At 40.2% G+C, this 21,163-nt stretch carries 19 protein-coding genes; 3 read left to right on the plus strand and 16 right to left on the minus strand.

Annotated features, from left to right (window positions below):
- Positions 1–11: 11 nt before the first annotated feature.
- The 4 genes from BK580_RS21320 to pcrB form a co-directional block, all read right to left on the minus strand.
- Complete coding sequence (locus BK580_RS21320; protein WP_235864088.1) at positions 12–1,199, minus strand: CamS family sex pheromone protein; 1,188 nt, start codon at positions 1,197–1,199, stop codon at positions 12–14.
- 13 nt (positions 1,200–1,212) lie between these two features.
- Positions 1,213–3,219 carry an NAD-dependent DNA ligase LigA gene (ligA, locus tag BK580_RS21325; protein ID WP_078382283.1) on the minus strand — a complete coding sequence of 669 codons (2,007 nt, stop codon included), beginning with the start codon at positions 3,217–3,219 and terminating at the stop codon, positions 1,213–1,215.
- A 287-nt stretch (positions 3,220–3,506) separates the two neighbouring features.
- Positions 3,507–5,765, minus strand: a complete 2,259-nt coding sequence (pcrA, locus tag BK580_RS21330; protein WP_078382284.1) for a DNA helicase PcrA — start codon at positions 5,763–5,765, stop codon at positions 3,507–3,509.
- A gap of 66 nt (positions 5,766–5,831) precedes the next feature.
- Complete coding sequence (pcrB, locus tag BK580_RS21335; RefSeq protein WP_078382285.1) at positions 5,832–6,524, minus strand: heptaprenylglyceryl phosphate synthase; 693 nt, start codon at positions 6,522–6,524, stop codon at positions 5,832–5,834.
- A gap of 387 nt (positions 6,525–6,911) precedes the next feature.
- On the opposite strand from pcrB, the gene BK580_RS23780 reads away from it, so the two are divergent.
- The gene (locus tag BK580_RS23780) at positions 6,912–7,070 is read left to right on the plus strand and encodes a Z-ring associated ZapG family protein (protein WP_169865202.1); all 159 of its coding nucleotides are present in this window, start codon (positions 6,912–6,914) and stop codon (positions 7,068–7,070) included.
- Between the two features lie 123 nt (positions 7,071–7,193).
- Here BK580_RS23780 and BK580_RS21345 read toward each other — a convergent pair whose 3' ends face one another.
- Genes BK580_RS21345 through BK580_RS21355 form a run of 3 tightly spaced genes read right to left on the minus strand, consistent with a single transcriptional unit; the run spans position 7,194 to position 10,364 of the window.
- A complete protein-coding gene (locus BK580_RS21345) occupies positions 7,194–7,508 on the minus strand; it encodes a YerC/YecD family TrpR-related protein (RefSeq protein WP_078382287.1) in 315 nt (104 codons plus the stop codon).
- Between the two features lie 26 nt (positions 7,509–7,534).
- A complete protein-coding gene (locus tag BK580_RS21350) occupies positions 7,535–8,572 on the minus strand; it encodes a DUF3048 domain-containing protein (RefSeq protein ID WP_235864089.1) in 1,038 nt (345 codons plus the stop codon).
- Between the two features lie 46 nt (positions 8,573–8,618).
- Positions 8,619–10,364 (minus strand): adenine deaminase C-terminal domain-containing protein, encoded by a 1,746-nt coding sequence (locus tag BK580_RS21355; protein ID WP_078382288.1) that lies wholly within the window; start codon positions 10,362–10,364, stop codon positions 8,619–8,621.
- Positions 10,365–10,593: 229 nt separating this feature from the next.
- Between BK580_RS21355 and BK580_RS21360 the strand changes: the two genes are divergently transcribed.
- Positions 10,594–10,893, plus strand: a complete 300-nt coding sequence (locus tag BK580_RS21360; RefSeq protein WP_268877441.1) for a YgaP-like transmembrane domain — start codon at positions 10,594–10,596, stop codon at positions 10,891–10,893.
- 160 nt (positions 10,894–11,053) lie between these two features.
- Positions 11,054–11,137, plus strand: a complete 84-nt coding sequence (locus tag BK580_RS24130) for an EYxxD motif small membrane protein (RefSeq protein WP_328589095.1) — start codon at positions 11,054–11,056, stop codon at positions 11,135–11,137.
- Here BK580_RS24130 and purD read toward each other — a convergent pair.
- The 9 genes from purD to purC all read right to left on the minus strand — a co-directional run bounded on the left by purD (position 11,112) and on the right by purC (position 21,099).
- Positions 11,112–12,380 carry a phosphoribosylamine--glycine ligase gene (purD, locus tag BK580_RS21365; protein ID WP_078382290.1) on the minus strand — a complete coding sequence of 423 codons (1,269 nt, stop codon included), beginning with the start codon at positions 12,378–12,380 and terminating at the stop codon, positions 11,112–11,114. The genes BK580_RS24130 and purD overlap by 26 nt on opposite strands.
- 34 nt (positions 12,381–12,414) lie before the next feature.
- A complete protein-coding gene (gene purH / locus BK580_RS21370) occupies positions 12,415–13,944 on the minus strand; it encodes a bifunctional phosphoribosylaminoimidazolecarboxamide formyltransferase/IMP cyclohydrolase (protein ID WP_078382291.1) in 1,530 nt (509 codons plus the stop codon).
- Positions 13,941–14,528 (minus strand): phosphoribosylglycinamide formyltransferase, encoded by a 588-nt coding sequence (gene purN / locus BK580_RS21375; RefSeq protein WP_078382292.1) that lies wholly within the window; start codon positions 14,526–14,528, stop codon positions 13,941–13,943. The genes purH and purN overlap by 4 nt, the downstream gene beginning before the upstream one ends.
- Positions 14,525–15,565: a phosphoribosylformylglycinamidine cyclo-ligase gene (purM, locus tag BK580_RS21380; protein ID WP_078382293.1), complete on the minus strand. Its 1,041-nt coding sequence runs from the start codon at positions 15,563–15,565 to the stop codon at positions 14,525–14,527. Before purM ends, purN begins: the two co-directional genes overlap by 4 nt.
- A 278-nt stretch (positions 15,566–15,843) precedes the next feature.
- Positions 15,844–17,256, minus strand: coding sequence for an amidophosphoribosyltransferase (gene purF / locus BK580_RS21385; RefSeq protein WP_078382294.1), 1,413 nt, complete (start codon positions 17,254–17,256; stop codon positions 15,844–15,846).
- Entirely contained in the window at positions 17,241–19,460 is a 2,220-nt protein-coding gene (purL, locus tag BK580_RS21390; RefSeq protein ID WP_078382295.1) for a phosphoribosylformylglycinamidine synthase subunit PurL, read from the minus strand. Before purL ends, purF begins: the two co-directional genes overlap by 16 nt.
- The gene (gene purQ / locus BK580_RS21395; RefSeq protein ID WP_078382296.1) at positions 19,444–20,130 is read right to left on the minus strand and encodes a phosphoribosylformylglycinamidine synthase subunit PurQ; all 687 of its coding nucleotides are present in this window, start codon (positions 20,128–20,130) and stop codon (positions 19,444–19,446) included. Before purQ ends, purL begins: the two co-directional genes overlap by 17 nt.
- A complete protein-coding gene (purS, locus tag BK580_RS21400; protein ID WP_078382297.1) occupies positions 20,127–20,381 on the minus strand; it encodes a phosphoribosylformylglycinamidine synthase subunit PurS in 255 nt (84 codons plus the stop codon). Before purS ends, purQ begins: the two co-directional genes overlap by 4 nt.
- Positions 20,374–21,099 (minus strand): phosphoribosylaminoimidazolesuccinocarboxamide synthase, encoded by a 726-nt coding sequence (purC, locus tag BK580_RS21405; RefSeq protein WP_328589080.1) that lies wholly within the window; start codon positions 21,097–21,099, stop codon positions 20,374–20,376. The genes purS and purC overlap by 8 nt, the downstream gene beginning before the upstream one ends.
- Positions 21,100–21,163 lie beyond the last annotated feature (64 nt).

A 21,163-nucleotide genomic window follows, 5' to 3' on the forward strand; every position in this document is an offset into this window, starting at 1 on the left:
CAGGTTTCCTTTTAATAAATATGAACAAATGGCTTTTCCGCTCCAGCGTCTCTTACAATTAAGGCTTCTTGGCCGTTTATTGAAGAAATGGATAGTTGTAGATTAATATAATTTGGATAATGCTCCATTACAAGTCCTGTCACATACTGTGTAAAGCCAATTAACTCTGCTTTACCGTAAAAATCCATATTCACTTCGATGGTTAATTGCTGTAAATCCTCGTCGCGATAATATCCTTTTGCAATAATCCCTGTATGATTAGGAAAATAATCATCGATAGCTAATTTAAATCTATCAAATCTTACCGCATCGTCACGATATGCTTCTGAAGCATCTGTGGACGGGAACAGATGATATTCTTCATTTAACGCGTCCCAATTTAAGGATGTGTCACCTGATGAGATTTCAGCCTTTGCAATAAAGTTCCCCGGTACAATGGATGTTGCCGGACTTTGTTTAAACAAACCAATCACTATTGGCACATTACTTAAGCCATCCATTCCACGAACTCTTTGCACAATCTTTTCAGCGATCTCTCTTCCGGCTTGCTCTAGTTCCTCATCATCAATATTATACTCTCTTGGAAAGCCACCTGCACTCGCTTCAAGATTATAATAATGGACAGAATTTAGCGCAACCCCGATGGAAATCCCACCCAGTTCCACCGTCCCGTCATCTTTGTGAACTAAATAATTCTGCTCTAAAATATGCGCAAGATAGATCGGACTATTTTCATTCGTTTTTTCCGTTGTTTCCCCTTGTATAAAAGGTGGATTTAAACCTATATTCGGATAATCTTCATCTTTTTCTTCTTTCTTTTTTTCCTCTAATTGTTCAGGAGTTAATTCTCTTGCTAACCAACTTCGAATGGTGTCTCGATCAATATACTGCCCTTCTTGATACAAAAATTTATCAGAAGAGAATGGTCCTTGAGCTAAGCGCATAAGACCTGTTTCTAACTCTGCTACATCCACTCTACTATTTAAGCGTGCGACTACTTGACCTCGAGTTTGCCCCGCTTTGAATGGGAGAATGGTTTGATAATAATCATCAGAAATTTTATATCTGGGAACAATCGCCTTTTCCATCGTTTCTTGTTCCCCTGGATCTTGTATTACTTCTTCTTCTTTCTCAAAGCCCGGAACACAGCCCGCGGCAAAAAGAGAAAATACAAGGAGAATCGACAAAAATCTATTCACCTTCCAACACCTCTTATGATCGTATTTCTTCGAGCATTTGCGCTTCATTCCATACTTCAATCCCTAACTCTTGTGCTTTCGATAGCTTGGATCCTGCCTCTTCTCCAGCAATAACTAAATGTGTATTTTTACTAACACTCCCTGTAACCTTACCACCTAATTGCTCAATAGCTGCTTTTGCATCGTTACGAGACAGTTCCTCATACTTTCCAGTTAGCACGATGGTTTTTCCAGCAAAATAAGAATCTACCTCGTCAGCAATAACCTTCTTCGGACCTTTATATTCCATATTTACACCGGCATCTTTTAATTCCTGAAGCAATTCTTCTACCTCAGGCTGTTCAAAATATGTCACAATAGAATTCGCCATTTTGTCGCCAATTTCGTGAACTGCAGTTAATTCCTCTTGAGTAAGACTTGCTACCCGATCCATATGTTCAAATTCTTGCGCTAACGTTTTTGCAGCTTTTGCTCCAACCAAGCGAATTCCAAGTCCAAACAATAGACGCTCTAAAGAGTTCTCTTTTGTTTTTAAAATTGCACTTATTAAGTTATCAGCAGACTTCTCGCCCATTCTTTCTAACTCAAGTAGTTGTTCCTTTGTTAGCTTGTACAAGTCCGCAACATCTTCAATCAAGCTCTCACGGAATAGTTGAGCGATTACCTTTTCGCCTAAACCATCAATATTCATGGCATTTCTAGAAACAAAGTGAATTAGGCCTTCTCGAATCTGTGCTGGACATTTCGGGTTGATACAGCGCAGTGCCACTTCACCTTCAATTCGTACAAGTTCACTTTCACACTCAGGACAATGAGTAGGCATATGAAAATCCTGCTCTTCTCCTGTGCGTTTTTCTACTAACACATTCACAACCTCAGGAATAATATCGCCTGCTTTTTTTACAATAACATAGTCACCTAGTTTTATATCCTTTTCGCGAATTAAATCCTCGTTATGTAAGGATGCTCGCTGAACCGTTGTACCCGCAACACGGACAGGTTCTAGTACCGCAGTTGGTGTTACTACACCAGTTCTTCCTATATTTAATTCAATGCTTAATAGTCTTGTTGCCACTTCTTCTGCCGGGAATTTATAAGCTATAGCCCATCTTGGACTCTTCGCCGTAAAGCCTAGCTGCTCTTGATGCTCTGTTTCGTCTACTTTTATGACAATTCCATCTATATCATACGAAAGATCCGGACGTTTTGTGTGCCATGCCGAAATATATTCAATGACTTCATCTATAGTTGAACATTTTTTTCTCTCTTTGTTGGTTTTAAATCCTATTTCCTCTAAGAAGTTCAACGCTTCACTATGGGAGTCGATGCCTGTTTCACCCGCATCAGCTAAGCTATATACATATACATCTAAATTACGTCGTGCAGCAATTTTAGGGTCTAATTGACGCAATGAGCCTGCTGCAGCATTTCGAGGATTTGCAAACGGCTCTTCCTCCCGCTCTAACTTCGCTTCATTCAGCAATTCAAACGACCTTTTTGGCATAAACGCTTCTCCACGGACTTCAATCGTTACTGGTTCTTTAAGGCGAAGAGGAATGGAACGAATCGTTTTTAAGTTCATCGTTATGTCTTCTCCAGTTGTCCCATCCCCACGAGTTGCACCTTGTACAAATAATCCATTTTCATAACGAAGTGAAACGGCTAAGCCATCTATCTTCAATTCACACACATATGTGACTTCTTCTCCTACTGCCTGTCTTGCACGGCGATCAAAGTCTCGTAAATCCTGTTCATTAAAAGCATTACCAAGGCTAAGCATCGGGGTAAGATGCTCCACCTTGTTAAACATATCTAATATATTTCCTCCCACTCTTTGTGTAGGTGAGTCAGAGGTTTGTAGTTCTGGATAATCTTTTTCTAAAGTAAAGAGCTCTTGTAAAAGAGAATCGTATTCTGCGTCCGAAACAGAGGGTTTATCCAGTACATGATACTCATAGTTGTATTGGTTAAGTATACCATGCAGTTCTCGAACCCTTTTTTCAGCTGTATCTCTTTCCATATTTGGTCTTCCTTTCTTCATTTAAGGCTGATCTTTTCTTATTACTAAGCTCCCCTGAAAATAGGCAGATTGTCTGTTAAACGCCCTGTTGATCTCCGTTGCAGGTGTTCGCTTTCCGCGGGGCGCTTGTGGAGCCTCCTCGTCGCTGGCGCTCCTGCGGGGTCTCCACAAAACGCTACTTCCCGCAGGAGTCTCACACCCTCCACTTCAATCTACAGGGGGGACGGGGATACTTGGACATTCCCCATTTTTATCATCCATGGTGCGAATTTCTATATCATACAAATTTAAACTTTCGAAACCGGGGCAAATTTCGCTAGTAGTCTTTTTACCCCAGTTGGACTAGGAAAGGCGATGTCTAGTTCTTTATTGTCGCCTTCTCCTTTTACACTAACGACAGTACCGGTTCCCCATTTTTTGTGTTCTGCCTTGTCTCCAACATTCCAATCCAAACTTTCTCCGCCTGTCGCAGTTAAGCCTCGGTTTACAGAGGTTGCTCGGCGTTGAGGTTGAGCAGTAGTAGTGCTCTTTTGTCCTCCAAATGTTGATCTTCCACCAAATGGTGTCGGTCTAGATGATGCTTTCATTTCTTGCTTCACATAATTCTCTAGCAAGTCTTCTGGTATTTCTTTTATGAAACGAGAAGGAGGGTTCATATTAGTTCGACCAAACAATGTTCTCATCTGAGCATTTGTAATGAAAAGTTCTTCCTCGGCGCGGGTAATTCCTACATAAGCAAGGCGACGTTCTTCTTCCATTTCTGCTTCTTCAAATAAAGAGCGACTATGAGGAAATACCCCTTCCTCTAAACCAATTAGGAAGACAACCGGAAACTCTAGCCCTTTGGCTGCATGAAGCGTCATTAAAATTACTGCTTCTTGTTGTGACTCATCTTCTTCATCTAATTTATCTATGTCAGCAACAAGTGCTAAATCCGTTAAAAATGCCAGTAGACTCTTATCGTCATATTTCTCTTCGAAGTTCTTCGTAACAGATAAAAACTCATCTATGTTTTCTAAACGGCTTTGAGATTCGATCGTTTTGTCTGCTTTAAGCATTTCACGATAGCCTGATTTATCAAGAATTTCCTCTACAAGCTCTGTCACAGAGATGTATTCTTGCATTTGGACATAATTATCAATTAATGTGCGGAATTCTTTTAATGCAGCAGTAGCACGACCACTAACTCCTATTAAATCGATTTCAGCCAGTGCTTGAAATAGCGATATATCATGCTGGTTCGCGTAATTCGCAATTTTATCAACAGTTGTTGCTCCAATTCCACGTTTCGGAACGTTTACAATACGCGCAAGACTAATATCGTCATCTGGATTTGCAATTAATCGCAAATAGGCCAGGATATCTTTAATTTCTTTGCGATCATAGAACTTCGTGCCGCCTACGATGGAGTAGTTGATATTAGACATTAAAAGCATTTCCTCCATCACACGAGATTGTGCATTGGTCCGATAAAGAATAGCAAATTCGGAAAGCTTTCTTTTCGGATTCTTTTGAAGGATTTCTCTCATTTTCCCTACAACAAATTGCGCTTCTGATCTCTCAGAATCCGCTTGATAATAAAGAATTTTCTGCCCTTCCGAATTCTCCGTCCATAGATTCTTTGGCTTTCTGCTTATATTGTGCTCAATTACTCGATTTGCCGCTTCAAGAATACGTTTTGTCGATCGGTAATTTTGTTCTAAAAGAACTACTTCTGCATTCGGGTAATCTTTTTCAAAGGATAAGATATTGGCAATATCTGCTCCACGCCAGCGATAAATAGACTGATCTGAATCCCCTACAACACAGAGGTTTTTAAGTCGATCAGCAAGCATTTTCACTAACGTATATTGCGCACGATTTGTATCCTGATACTCATCCACATGAATATATTGAAATTTACGTTGATAGTACTCTAATACTTCAGGCACACGCTTAAATAAATGAATGGTTGTCATAATTAAATCGTCAAAATCTAGCGCTTGATTTTTCTTTAAGCGCTTTTGGTAATCCGTATAGATATCACTTACGTTTTGCTCATAATGCCCTAATGGTTGGTTTGCAAATTCCTCTGGAGTCACTAGCTCATTTTTTGCAGAGCTGATCGTCCCTAGAATCGTGCGAGGCTCGAATTTTTTCGGGTCCATATTTCTATCTTTTAAAATATTTTTAATAACCGAAAGCTGATCTGTTGTGTCTAAGATAGTAAAATTACGATTCATACCAATTCGGTCAATATCTCTTCGCAAAATCCGAACACACATCGAGTGAAACGTCGAAATCCAAATATCTTCTGCAGCAGGTCCTAGTAAAACCTGCACTCGCTCTTTCATTTCTCGTGCCGCTTTATTGGTAAACGTAATCGCTAAAATATTCCATGGTGCAACTTCCTTTTCCACCATTAAATAAGCAATACGATGCGTTAGTACTTTCGTTTTTCCACTTCCTGCGCCCGCCATGATTAGTAACGGTCCATCGGTTTTTCTTACCGCTTCTTGTTGCATCGGGTTTAACCCTTCCAACAACCTTTGACTTAAATATTGCATATTTCCCACCGCCTATACAAACATACGTTCTTATTTTATAATACCAAATTTCTTACAGTTTGTCTCTCAATTATTTTTCACAGCATGTACTGTTTTTAGGGCTTCCTTTAAATCATCATAAACTACATTGCCGACTACAACGGTATCTGCAGAGCGAGCCATTTCTTGTGCTCGCTCTGCCGTTGTAATGCCTCCACCATAGAAAAGTTGTGTAGTTTCTAGAACTGATTTAGTGGCTGTTACCATTTCCACGTTCCCGTACATCCCACTATATTCTAAGTAAAAAATAGGTAGATTAAACATCTTCTCTGCCAATCGAGCATAGGCAATCACGTCTTCTTGGGTTAAGTCTGTTTTCGCTTCGGTTAATTGTGCTGCCTTGCAATCTGGATTTAGAATACAATAGCCTTCCGCTACGATTTCTTCCCAACTCATAATATCGCCAAATTCTTTCAGCGCTTCCATGTGAAGGTCTATAACAAATTCTGTTTTACGACTATTTAAGACTGTCGGGATAAAATAAAAATCAAATCCCGGAGTTACCGATTCTATATTGGAAACCTCTAATACACAAGGTAGGGAATATCTGCGAACCCGACTCATTAATTGAAGGACATTATCTAATGTCACACCGTCTGTTCCTCCAACAAGGATGGCATCTGTACCTGATTCACAAACTAGCTCAAGATCTTCGTCCGATATCTCTTTATTAGGATCTAATTTAAAAACGTGCTGCCATTCACGTACTTCCGTTAACACTGCATACGTCCCCCATTCTAATTTTCCATTCCCCTATTATAACAAAATCAAAGGCAATACGAAAAAGAAGAAGGTAGATTCTTTGTTGGAAGATAGGACCTTTTTTTACTGTGACTAGTCGATCGTCTGCTAGCACAGTAAATTGATCACAGAAGGAAACTCTAGTAGGAAAGTAACAAATTACTTTATAAAGGATAATCGCACAATCCAAAAGGGTATAGCTTATTAAAGGACAGTGTTGATTTAGGTCCCTAGCCGTTGATTGGAGCACAAGGCGTAGGCTCCTCCTGCGGGAAACAGAGCTTAGTGCATATGAAGGAATTTCCTTAGAATAGACATGTTTTTAAGACTTGTAAAATACAAATTGAATTAAGGAGGTGTCTTAAAATGCCTGTATGGCTTTGGCTCGTTATTGGATTTGCCATTCTTTTAGCCTTTGGTGCGCTAGTAGATTACATGGGGAAAAGAAAACGAAATGCCTATCCAGCAGATACTCAGCAAGACGTCGACGAAATAAAAGCGAAGCATGAGAACTATTATCGGTAACATGATAGATTGAACAACTAGTAACTATAATAATTCAATGGATTTTGAAGTGATACATCCAATTCAAATTTCTACCCTATCTGCAAAGAAGCCCATGCAATCAAGATTGCATGGGCTTCTTTCTTATTCGACTTCTTCTATTTTTTTCTCTTCTGCAACTCGATCAAGGGCCATGGCATATGCATCATTTCCATAGTTAAGGCAGCGTTTCACACGGGAAATCGTTGCTGTACTTGCTCCAGTTTCAGTCTCGATTTTATGATAGGTAAAGCCTTCTTTCAGCATTCTCGCTACCTCTAGACGTTGAGCTAATGATTGAATTTCATTTACGGTACATAAATCGTCAAAAAATCGATAGCATTCTTCCATATCTTTTAACGAGAGTACTGCTTCAAATAGTTGATCAAGCTCTTTGCCTCGTAACTTGTTAATTTGCATATTTTTTTCTCCTTTGTTAAATCAGACTAATAAGTCACTATATCAAGATCTGAGATAAGTTGTATCCATGTTTTTCCTGGTGTCAATGGAACTGGTTGGTTGTTTAGATAAGGTAAAATCCGACCGTCTACTTCTTTCCAATCCACTTCCTGACGAATGCCATCTCGGATTAGAATACCTCGTCCACCAGAAGTAATATCGATTTCACGTCTCCCGGCGTTATCTACTACCGTATGACTTGTTTCTACTATAAAAATATTATGAGCGACAATTTCTTCAGACGTGTCTAAATCCACACTTTTCACTTCCCCACTATATCGAACATAGTGGTTCTTCGCTTCATCGTATTTGTATTCTACATGTGTTACAACTCTAGTAGAATACGGTATTTTCACGTATTCTGTAGCTGCTCCTTCCACTGAATCACCTTCGTTGGCAAAGGATAGTGGTGGGACATTTGCTTCTAAGAAATAAGCTAATTGGGCAGCACCTTTTTCTATATTATCATAGGTGATATACGAATTATGAGGTGCTTTACGAAAGCTTGCTCGTTTGAAAAGTGAACCATCATACGATAGCCCATTTAACCCATCTACTTCATGGGCCTGTATTTTCTCGCGTGCTTCTGGACTCCAACCGTGAAATACAAATACTGGATCGTACCCCTTCGCTAGATCAACAAAATACGATCTTGCGCTTCTAACTGGACCAATAAGATCAGTTGGTATTTCACTTTGAAAAACTGCTAATAACCTCGTGATGTCTCCTTCTGCCAGTACTTCATAGACAATGTCTGCCTTGTGTAGTCCTGATTGCGGTCTTGCATTTATGTCATTGTTTATGATAACTACAAAAGGCCTTTTATCTATAGATGTTTCTCCTGATGTTCCAGTAAGTGGATAGATAGTTTCCTTATCAGATGCTTCTTGTTCATCATTCCCGCCATTGGTTTCTGAATTGTTCTCTTCTTCTTTATTCGTTGCAGAATTAGAATCATTCGCCTTGCAACCAGCTAAAACAATAAGCATCACAACTAGCAACAAAATAAATTTTCTACGTAGCATCTAATACAGCACAACCTTTAAATAGATTAACATTTACTTTTATATTTTAACGCATTATTGACGGAAAGAGTACCGTTTTATTCATGACATCGTATATTCCTCTTGGTGTTATTCTAATATAAGGAAGATGTGTAGACGATAAGAACAGCAATGTATAAATCGGATCATTAAAGGAATATCCTCTAGCAAAAAGATGGTTACGAAGAGTCGTTTCCTGCTCAATTAATTCTTCTAGGGCACCATTTGACATTCCACCACCTAGTGGTAAAGGAATATCACAAACAACTTCGCCTTCCTCTACAAGGACCATGCCACCGCCATTTTCCTTCATAAATTGAAATGCCTTTATCATGTCTTGCTTCTTTTTTCCGATTAAGACTATATCACCAGTGTTAGAATAAGAACTTGCAAATCCATGAACATGAGAACCAAAGCCTTTTATAATCGTGTTAATACGCCAATTTCCAGCTCTGTCTATTAGCATTAAGAACGATTGATCGTGTTCCTCTGACAAAGTGTCACCTGATACATCACATGTAATGGAATAAGGTTTAATAATTACTTCATTCATCATTTCCATTCCAAGTGCCATTGAAAATTGAAGATCGTCCACTGTTAAATCCCAATCCAACTTTAATGGTTCTAATCCAATTTTCGGCCATTTGACGCTAGGAAACGCTTCTGGTACAGGTTCTGTGTCTCTTTTTATCCAACGTCCTTTAGAAAGCACAGAGACAGGGAGTGGATTTTCTTTCTCTTCCAGGAAGTTAATATTCGCAATTCTACCAGGAGCAATGCTTCCGTGAAGGTCATCCATATGAAAATGCTTCGCCACGTTAAAGGATGCCATTCGATAGGCTTCGATTAGTGGCACTCCTTTATCAAGTGCGATGGCTATAGTACGGTCAATCACGCCATTTTCATAAAAGCTTGGTGTTGAACCATCTGTAGTGAAAAAGGTCTGATCATAATAGTGAATTCCCGATTTTTCTAATTCCTCTAGAATTTTCGGCAAATCTGGTCGAATGGATGAATAGCGCAATGCGGCATTATAACCAAGTTTAATCCGTTTTTCTACATCTTCGCCTGTCATCGCTTCATGATCACTATCCACACCAAGTAACTTCATTTTCGTAAGTGTCTTTTCCGATGCTCCCGGAAAATGGCCTTCCACTGGCTTTTTTCGTATTTTTGCTTCTTGAATCCAATAAAGGAGTAGATCATCGCCTGCCATTAACTTTGGCCATGACGTTAGCTCTCCACCTTGAATAACTGATGGATGATTTAACCAATCTTTCATGTTGGTAGTAGAAAAAATTTCGTCCTCTTGTTGAATTTCCGTTTGAGCATCAAAGCGGCACCACCAATACATCGTAGCGGCTGATTTGTTCATCTCTTCTATAAAAGAAAACGCTTTCTTTTTTGTCATTTGTAAAATAAGCATCAAATTGTCGTTGACGAATGTTGTAGTTCCGGATTTGGATGCATATTGAGCAAAAGAAAGGGGATTATATAATTGAAATGGATGCACATGAGGTTCAATATAACCTGGGACAAGGTGCAAGGATGAGCAGTCAACTATTTCTGTACCTTTTGTATTTTCTGGCATATTATCACCAACGTATATAATGCGATCCTCGTAAATCCAAATATTTGCTTGAAGCCAAGCCTTTACTTGGACATTCAAGTAGGTAGCGTTTGTAAGTACAATACTTGGTGCTTTCTTTCCATCTATGGCAGCTACATGTTCTCTTAGTTTTTTACTTTTCCATCTATATTTTTGTTCTTGCAATATCTCCACCCACTTTTTGTCTATATTTATAAAAAGGCTTTATTAAACAGAGCCTATAATTAGGAGTTTCTTCGATAAAGTGAATATTATCTTGATATAACCTCTTTTTATCATGTTACCATACTACAGGATAAATCGCATTATGGAATTGGTAATTATTCGAAAATTATTCGAAATTTTCCGATACTTGAAATACAAAAATCTAACATATTTTATTGGAGGGAATTGTGTGGGACCTAATATTGGAATAATTAATGCATTAATGCGCCTTACTGCAGGATTTACAGTGCTTGCATGGATTACGAGTAAAATGGTGAGAAGACCTTATCGTGACTCCTATCTAGTAGTTGCCCTACTTGCAGCGATGAAAATCGGAGAAGGAATACTAAGATATTGTCCACTCACCGATCTATTTGACCGCTTTCAAGACTACCGTGGACACGACGATGACTACGATTTCGACTTCGAAGACTTCCAACAACAAGCAGAAGGAGAAGGCGGCGCCAGCGAATCGTACAACCCTTCATAAGAAAAGAGAAAAAAATTCCTTTAGGGGCCAGGCCCCTAAAGGAATTTCCCTATTTATGTCGAACACTAAACGGTTTGATGTTTTGTCGCTTTGCGTTGTTCTTCCATTTAATTCTTTCATAGGGAGGTTGGTTGGTATGTTTTGGGAATACTTTACGGATATGTCGTTTGTGCTTACTTTGATTATCGGTGGTATTGTGGCGATTCTATTTGTTTATGTTAAGAAGAAACGCCGGACGCAATAGCCTTGTTCGCAATATCCTTACGATAAAATAGGTTTTCGCATTTCACTTTATCTAATTCCCTATATACTTGTTGCTGTGCACTTATTAGGGATGGGCTTTGTGCCGCTAACAAGAGAACACGTCCGCCGTTGGTCACGAGCTTCCCATCTTTACTTGCCGTACCAGCATGAAACACATTTGCTTGCTCTATATCAGATAGCCCTTCGATTACCGCACCATTATTATAAGCCTCTGGATAGCCTTTTGAAGCTAACACAACACCAACTACGGCGTTATCTGACCAAGTAAGCTCGAAGTCTTCTTTGTTCAGCACCTTTACAAAAACTTCCCCTAAGTCTGTCTCTAACCTTGGAAGGACTACTTGCGTTTCTGGATCGCCAAAACGAGCATTAAACTCAATTACTTTTGGTCCATTCTTGGTTAAAATTAATCCAGCATACAGAATTCCTACAAACGTTCTGCCCTCTTTTACAAGTGCTCTAGCTGTTGGTAGTAAAATAGTATCTAACGCCTCTTCCACTACTCTATTCGGAATATGTGGAACTGGAGAGTATGCTCCCATGCCCCCTGTATTTGGTCCAAGGTCTCCATCAAATGCCCTTTTATGATCCTGTGCAATGACCATCGGGTAAACCTTATCTCCATTTACAAATGCCATGAAGGAAAATTCTTCTCCTTCTAGAAATTCTTCCACAACCACTTTACTAGAAGCCTCACCAAATTTCGATTCTGCCATCATTTCATGAATAGCATCCAACGCTTCTTTCTCAGTCATCGCAACGACAACCCCTTTACCGGCAGCTAATCCGTCCGCCTTCAGTACAATTGGGGCACCTTTACCTTCAATATAGATTCGTGCGTCTTCATATGAATCGAATGTCTCATAGCCTGCAGTTGGAATTCCATACTTCTTCATGATGTCTTTTGCAAAGCTTTTACTTCCCTCAATAAGTGCAGCAGCTTTGGAAGGACCAAAAACCTGTAATCCGGCTTCCTGGAACGCATCAACAACTCCGTTCAACAAAGGTACTTCTGGTCCAACAACTGTAAGATCAATCGACTTTTCTTTTGCAAAATCAATCAGAGCTAACGTATCCGTTTCCTCAATTGGTACATTTGTTCCAAGGTCTTCCATTCCAACATTGCCTGGTGCGATAAATATTTCTGTAACGGATGGGCTTTGAGAGAGCTTCCAGGCGATGGCATGCTCTCTTCCTCCTTTTCCAACTACCAATACTTTCATTGATTCTCCTCCAGTCGCATAAATAAGCTATTGCTTAATGTTTAAAATGACGAATCCCTGTGAATACCATGGCAATTCCATATTCATCAGCTTTCTTAATAGAATCTTCATCACGTATTGAGCCACCCGGCTGAATAATCGCCGTTACCCCAGCCTTTGCTGCCGCTTCTACGGTGTCATCCATTGGAAAGAATGCATCTGATCCAAGGGCAGATCCAACAGCTTTTTCACCAGCTTGTTCTAAAGCAATTTTCGCTGCTCCAACACGATTCATTTGTCCTGCACCTACACCAACTGTTTGATTTCCTTTAGCTAACACAATAGCATTGGACTTTACATGCTTGACTACTTTCCAAGCGAGTTTTAAGTCCTCCCATTCTTTTTCCGTAGGCTCGCGTTTCGTTGGAACAGTATATTCTGCATCCTCTAAGCCTGCAAAATCCTCTTCTTGAACCAAAAGGCCACCACGGATAGAAGCATAGCGAGAAGCAGTACCACCTTGCTCTGCCATTTCCAACGTTAATAAACGAAGATTTTTCTTTTGCTTTAATACTTCTAGTGCTTCCTCAGAGAAAGATGGAGCTAAGATAATCTCTAAAAACAACTCATGTAAAAGTAAAGCTGTCTCTTTATCTACTTCTGTATTAAACGCAACAATTCCTCCAAAAATCGAAACAGGATCTGCTTCATATGCGCGGCGATATGCTTCCACTGTAGTTGCTCCAACACCAACTCCACATGGGTTCATATGCTTAACCGCTACTACTGCAGGTTCTGTGAATTCTTTTACAATTTGTAATGCTGTATCTGCATCATTAATATTGTTATACGATAATTCTTTCCCATGTAATTGCGTAGCAGAGGAAATCGAGAACTCAGAAGCTAAAGGTGCTTCATAAAAAGCTGCCTTCTGATGAGGATTCTCTCCATATCGTAATCCTTGTTTCTTTTCAAATGTAATCGTAAGGGATTCCGGGTGGGTTTCCTCTACGGCTTCTGTTAGATAGTTGGCAATCATCGCGTCATATGCTGCAGTATGACGGAACACTTTAGCAGCTAAGCGACGACGAGTTCCTTCTTCTACTTTACCTGTTTCTTTAATTTCAGCGATCACACCTGCATAGTCAACAGGATCCACCATTACCGTTACATCGCGGTGATTTTTTGCTGCTGCTCGAAGCATGGTTGGTCCACCAATATCGATATTCTCAATTGCGTCTTCAAAAGTAGTATCTTTTTTCGAGATTGTTTCCTTAAAAGGGTAAAGATTCACTACTACTAAATCAATGGGAGTAATTCCGTGTTCCTTCACTTGCTCTTGGTGACTTTCATTATCTCTCATTGCTAAAAGTCCACCATGAATCATCGGATGCAATGTTTTTACACGTCCATCTAAGATTTCTGGGAAGCCCGTTACTTCTGAGATACCGATAACCTTCACACCGTTTTCCTCTAGGATTTTCTTCGTACCACCCGTGGAAATAACCTCTACACCAAGCTCTACAAGTTGCTGAACAAATGGAACGATTCCTTCTTTATTCGAAACACTAACAATTGCTCTCATCGTGTGATCGTCTCCCCTTTAATTGAAAAAAGTTGTTGTAATGTTGTTGGATAAAAATCATGTTCAATTTCGTGTATTCTTTTTTGAAGCGTTTCTGCTGTATCAGTTGAATTCACTTCAATAGATGCTTGCGCAATAATAGGACCTGTGTCCATACCCTCATCAACAAAATGAATCGTTACACCTGTAACCTTCACACCATATTTCACAGCCTGCCCAATAGCATCTAACCCCGGAAATGCTGGTAGTAATGATGGATGTATATTTACAATGCGTCCTTTAAAAGCTGAAAGTAATTTCGATCCAATTAAACGCATATACCCTGCTAAAACAATGAAGTCAATCTCATGTTCTTTTAGCTGTAAAAGGATATCGGATTCGAATTGTTCTTTACTCTCATAATTTTTCGGTACAAACACAAAGGAAGGAATATTCGCTGCTTCGGCACGTTGAATGACAAGCGCTTTTGGCTTATCACATATTAACAGGGCCGGTGTGGCATCTAATCTACCTTGTTGACAAGCATCAACGATTGCCTGAAAATTAGAGCCGCTTCCTGAAGCGAAAATTGCGATTCTTGTCATCGGATTTTTCCTCCACCAAAGGTGATTCCTTCTCCCTCTTTTACACGACCAATTAAATAAGCTTTCTCACCATTTGCTTCTAAAATGTTCACAACCTCAGGCAGGAGTTCTTCATCCACGGCTAAGACCATTCCAATACCCATATTAAAAATATTAAACATTTCATTTCTATCTAGTTCTCCAACCTCTTGTAACAAATCAAAGATTGGTGGGATTGGCCATGTTCCATAATCTACTTCCGCTTGCAGACCTTCAGGTAACATACGTGGAATATTCTCAATAAAACCACCGCCAGTTATATGTGCCATTCCATTAATATCATACTTCTTTAACACTTCTAAAATTGGCTTCACATAGATCTTCGTTGGTGTTAAAAGCTCTTCACCTAAGGTAGAGTTTAGTCCATCATACTTAACGTTCAAATCTAATTGACCTTTATCAAATACAATCTTACGAACTAGAGAGTAGCCATTACTATGGATTCCACTTGAGGATAAACCAATTAATACATTTCCGGCCTTAATGTTTTTACCCGTGATTAGACGCTCTTTCTCGACAACACCTACTGTAAAACCAGCTAAATCATACTCCTGATCATCATACATACCCGGCATCTCCGCAGTTTCTCCACCAACTAACGCACAACCAGCTTGTTCGCAACCATCTGCAATTCCTTTTACTATCATTTCGATTCTTTCAGGAACTGCTTTTCCACAAGCGATGTAATCAAGAAAATACAAAGGTTCTGCTCCTTGAACAACCACATCATTGACACACATCGCAACTGCATCCATCCCTATCGTGTCGTGTTTATCAAGATGAAAGGCAAGCATTAGTTTGGTCCCTACACCATCTGTACCTGAGACTAAAACTGGGTTTTTCACATTCACTGCTGATAAATCAAATAGGCCACCAAAACCGCCAAGACCTCCCATCACCTCTGGTCTCATCGTTCTCGCCACATGCTTTTTCATACGTGACACCGCTTCATAGCCTGCTTCTATATCTACACCTGCTTGCTTATATGCATTTGCCATATGTGTCTCCCTTCCCGTTGTCAAAATAGTATTCTTTTCCGCTTAATTTGCGGAGGTTCTCACATAACTCGCTGAGGTTCTCATATTAGTTACATAGGTTCTCACGTAACTCGCTGAGGTTCTCACATTAGTGACCTAGGTTCTCACGTAACTCACGAAGGTTCTCATATTGTCGATCAACGAACCTTCCCCTAAAATTGATCAATATCGCTGGCTCTATCCAAGAATAAAGCGACGAATCTCCCCGCCGCTTTATTTTTTCAACTATTAATAGATCACTAACACTTCTGATGAGGTAATACTGTATCTGGAAAAATCTCTGTCGGGTATTTTCCTGTAAAACAAGCCATACATTGTCCACGAGTTTCACCGTCATAAGGTCTATCAATCGCTTCCACTAATCCGCTTGGACTCAAGAATTCCAATGAATCCGCTCCAATCAGTTCTCTCATTTCTTCAATAGAATGAGAAGACGCGATTAATTCTTCATGAGTCGATGTATCAATACCGTAAAAACATGGATTTTTAATTGGTGGCGAACTGATTCGAACATGAACCTCTGTCGCTCCTGCTTCACGAAGCATCCTTACGATACGTTTGCTTGTCGTACCTCTAACGATGGAATCATCCACCATCACAACACGTTTTCCTTCCACTACGCCGCGAACAGGAGAAAGCTTCATTTTCACCCCTTGCTCTCGTAACGATTGCGAAGGCTGGATAAACGTTCTACCTACGTAGCGGTTTTTAATCAGACCTAACTCATAAGGAATCCCTGAAAATTCCGCAAATCCAATCGCCGCTGAAATACTTGAATCTGGAACTCCTGTTATAACGTCCGCTTCTACAGGTGATTCCATAGCAAGCTGTTTTCCTAAGCTTTTACGTGCTGTGTGTACATTTATGCCGTCAATATTACTATCTGGACGAGAGAAATAAATGTACTCCATGCTACACATCGCACGTTGTGTATGCATCGTAAACCGTTCAGAATGGAGGCCCCCATTATCAATTATCAATAATTCTCCTGGTTCAATATCACGAATATAAGTTGCCCCTACCACATCAAACGCACAGGTTTCAGAAGCCACTACATAGGCATCATTCAGCTTACCTAATGAAAGTGGACGCAATCCATTTGGATCCAATGCTACCATCATTTCTGTTTCTGTCATGATTAAGAAAGCATACGCACCCTTTAACATTGATAACGCGTTTTTCACACGATCCTTTAAAAGTGTGTAACCACTTCTTTTTATCAAATGGGCAAGCACCTCTGTATCAGATGTTGTTTGTAAAATACTTCCTTGGCTTTCCAATTGATGCTTTAAGGCATTGGCATTCACAAGATTTCCATTATGTGCTAATGCTAGACTTCCAGTTTGCGAGTGAAAAAGTAGTGGTTGGACATTTTCAAAGCCACCGCCCCCAGCAGTTGCATAACGAACATGACCAATCGCCGATTTTCCATGCAAATCCTTCAATTTACCATTTCCGAACACTTCGTTCACAAGGCCTTCCCCTTTTACTGCCGCAAGCTTATCCCCATCCGTTGTAACAATTCCTGCTCCTTCTTGGCCACGGTGCTGCAAACTATGCAGACCATAATAGGTGATTTGAGAGGCTTCAGGATGTCCCCATATCCCGAATACCCCACACTCTTCATTTAAGCCTTTTAATTCAGCAAGCATGGAATAGCTCCTTTCCAAGCACTTCGCATGTCATCTACTAAAAGGTGAACAGCAACTTGATGTGCCTTCGTTTCAATGTGTAACGTGTTGGTCGAAGTTACTTCCCCAATACATGTTGCCTTCACCATTTGTTCGAATTTCTCTTTGTTTTCCGGCTTTACCGAAAGAACAAAACGAGATTGTGTTTCACTAAATAAAGCAGAAGTAAGTTCTCCCTCAACAGACACTCTAGCTCCAAGGCCAGTAGCACCCATTGCACTTTCTGCAAGGGCTACACTTAAACCACCCTCTGAGATATCATGAGCAGATTCTACTAACCCTGCACGAATTGCCGCTAAAACTTGCCCTTGACGGAATGCTTCTACCTCTAAATCAATTGCAGGTGCTTTTCCGAAAATCTTACCGTATGTTAATTTCTGTAGCTCACTTCCACCAAAGTCCGCTCCAGTTTCTCCGATTACATAAATCAAGTCACCAGCATTTTTAAATTCTTGCGTTGTAATATGAGCAAGATTATCGATTAAACCAACCATACCAACAACTGGGGTTGGGTAAACTGCCACACCATTTGTCTCATTGTATAAAGAAACGTTTCCACCAATAACTGGCGCTTCTAGCATTCTACACGCTTCACTCATGCCATCTGTTGCCTTTTCAATCTGCCAGAAGATTTCCGGTTTTTCCGGGTTTCCGAAGTTTAAGCAATCCGTGATTGCAAGAGGCTTCGCTCCAGAACACACGACATTACGCGCTGCTTCTGCTACGGCAATTTTCCCACCAACCTCAGGATCTAAGTAAAGATAGCGAGAGTTACAGTCTGTTGTCATTGCTAACGCCTTCTCTGTTCCTCGAATACGAACAACTGCCGCATCAGATCCAGGACAAACAACCGTATTCGTACGAACTTGATAATCATACTGGTCGTAAACCCATTCCTTACTAGCGATCGTTGGCTGTTGCAATAACTGAAGAAGTGTCTCTTCATGATTTTCAACAGCTGGCACTTCTACATCCATTTCTTGAAACTCTTTATAATAAACTGGCTCTGCTGATGGCTTATGATAAACAGGTGCTTCCTCTGCAAGTGCATCTACAGGAACATCTGCAATCACTTCTCCTTTATGCAGGAGACGAAGCATTTTATCGTCTGTTACTTTCCCGATAGATACTGCTTCAAGGCCATATTTTGCCACGATTTCTTGTGCTTCATGCTCTCTTCCTACCTCAACTACAATCAGCATGCGCTCTTGAGATTCGGAAAGCATCATTTCATAACCAGTCATGCCTGTTTCACGCTGTGGAACTAAATCAAGATTCATTTCAATACCAGATCCAGCCTTGGAAGCCATCTCCGCACTAGAGCTCGTTAAGCCAGCTGCCCCCATATCTTGAATCCCAACTAATCCGTCCCATTTAACAATTTCTAAGCAAGCCTCAAGTAAAAGCTTTTCCATAAATGGATCTCCCACTTGAACGGCTGGACGCTTTTCTTCTGACGCGTCAGATAGCTCTTCCGATGCAAACGTTGCACCATGGATCCCATCACGTCCCGTTTTCGCACCAACATACATAACTGTATTTCCGACACCTTTTGCTTGCCCTTTTTTAATATCTTCATGATTGATAAGTCCAACACACATTGCGTTTACTAAAGGGTTTCCGTCGTAAGAAGCATCGAATTGAATCTCTCCACCTACTGTCGGAATTCCTACACAGTTACCGTAACCTGCGATACCTGCCACTACTTCTTCAAACAAATATTTCACACGTGGAGTTGTTAGCTCTCCAAAACGTAACGAGTTTAATAGAGCGATTGGACGTGCTCCCATTGAGAAGACATCACGAATGATTCCTCCTACACCAGTAGCTGCACCTTGATAAGGCTCAATAGCGGATGGATGGTTATGACTTTCGATTTTAAATACCACCGCTTGATTATCTCCGATGTCTACGATTCCAGCTCCTTCTCCTGGTCCTTGTAATACCTTTGGACCCTCTGTAGGAAACTTGCGTAGAACAGGTTTTGAGTTTTTATAGCTACAGTGCTCCGACCACATTACAGAGAAGAGACCAGTTTCTGTATAGTTCGGCAAGCGTCCAAGAATTTTTTCTACCATTAAAAACTCTTCTTCACTGAGACCCATTTCTTTATAAATGCCCTCATGCTTAATCATCTCTGGATTTGGCTCAAGAAGTAACGACATATGTTTCCCTCCAATTACGAACAATAGATTTAAAGAGCTTTAACCCATCATCACTGCCGAGTAGGCTAGAAACTGCCCTTTCAGGATGAGGCATCATACCTAGTACATTGCCTTTTTCATTTACAATCCCCGCGATATCCTGTAGACTACCATTCGGGTTATCACCATTGTAGGTAAAAGCAATTTGCCCATTGCTTTTTAATTCCTCTAAGGTTTGTTCATCACAATAATAATTACCTTCCCCGTGTGCGACTGGGATGGTGATAATCTGACCTTTTTCATAGCTTGACGTAAACAATGTCTCATTATTTTCTACTTTCAACTGAACAGGACGACAGATAAACTTCAAATCTTTATTTCTTCTCATTGCCCCTGGAAGAAGTCCGGATTCTAGTAAAATTTGAAAACCGTTGCATACACCTAGTATCGGCTTTCCAGCTTCTGCAGCCTTCTGTACTTCTAGCATTACGTTTGAGAAACGTGCGATGGCACCAGAGCGTAAGTAATCTCCATAAGAAAACCCACCTGGAAGTAAGATTCCGTCAAACTCATCTAAATTCGTTGCATCATGCCATACATACTCGACCTCTTCACCAAGTTCGTCTTTGATCGCATGATACATATCTACATCACAGTTCGAACCAGGAAACACGATGACAGCAAACTTCACGATCCAACTACCTCCTCCACCTCATAGCGGTAGTCTTCAATTACAGTATTCGCTAACAGTCTTTCACACATTTCCTTTACTAACACGTCTAAATCACGTTCTGTTTTTGCAATCGTAAGCTCTAAGAACTTTCCAATTCTTACTTCCTCTACCTCTTGGTAAGATAGACTATGAAGTGAACTTTTCACAGCTGTTCCTTGTGGATCTAATACACTCTCTCTTAACGTTACATACACCTTTACTTTAAACATGCTGTTCTCCCCCAATTCGAGCTAGTATTGTTTCATATGCATCTGTTAAACTACCTAAATCTCTACGAAAAACATCCTTATCTAGTTTCTCGTTCGTATCTTTATCCCATAGACGACATGTATCTGGTGAAATCTCATCCGATAAAAGAATACGTCCATCGCTTGCTTTTCCAAATTCCAACTTAAAATCTACTAAAGTTAAGTTCTTATTTGCAAAAAATTCCGATAATATCACATTGACTCTTTGTGCGATATGCTTTAAAACGTCTACTTCTGCAACGGTTGCAAGCTTCATCATTTTAATGTGATCTTCTGTGATAAGTGGATCACCAAGGGAATCATCTTTATAGTAAAATTCCACCAACGTTTCTTCTAAAGCAATTCCTTCTTTCATGCCTAAGCGCTTTGCCATACTACCAGCCGTTACATTCCGTACAACTACCTCTAAAGGAATAATGGCAACCTTCTGTACTAGCTGCTCTGTTGCGGATAGCTTTTCAATAAAGTGATTTTCAATGCCCGCTTCCTTAAGCATCGTAAATAGCAAACTCGTAATCTCGTTATTTAAACGCCCTTTACCATCAATATCTGCCTTCTTTTCCCCATTAAACGCAGTGGCTGAGTTTTTATATTGAATCCAAACGATATTTTCATCATTTGTCGCATACACTTTTTTCGCCTTGCCTTCGTACATTAATTCCATTTTTTCAATCGCCATTGGGTTTCTCCTTTTGGGAGTGCCTGTCACTACCCGGTTTTTGTCAAAAAAGAGGGGCTCTTTT

Source organism: Sutcliffiella halmapala (genome assembly GCF_002019665.1).
GTDB lineage: Bacteria > Bacillota > Bacilli > Bacillales > Bacillaceae_I > Sutcliffiella_A > Sutcliffiella_A halmapala.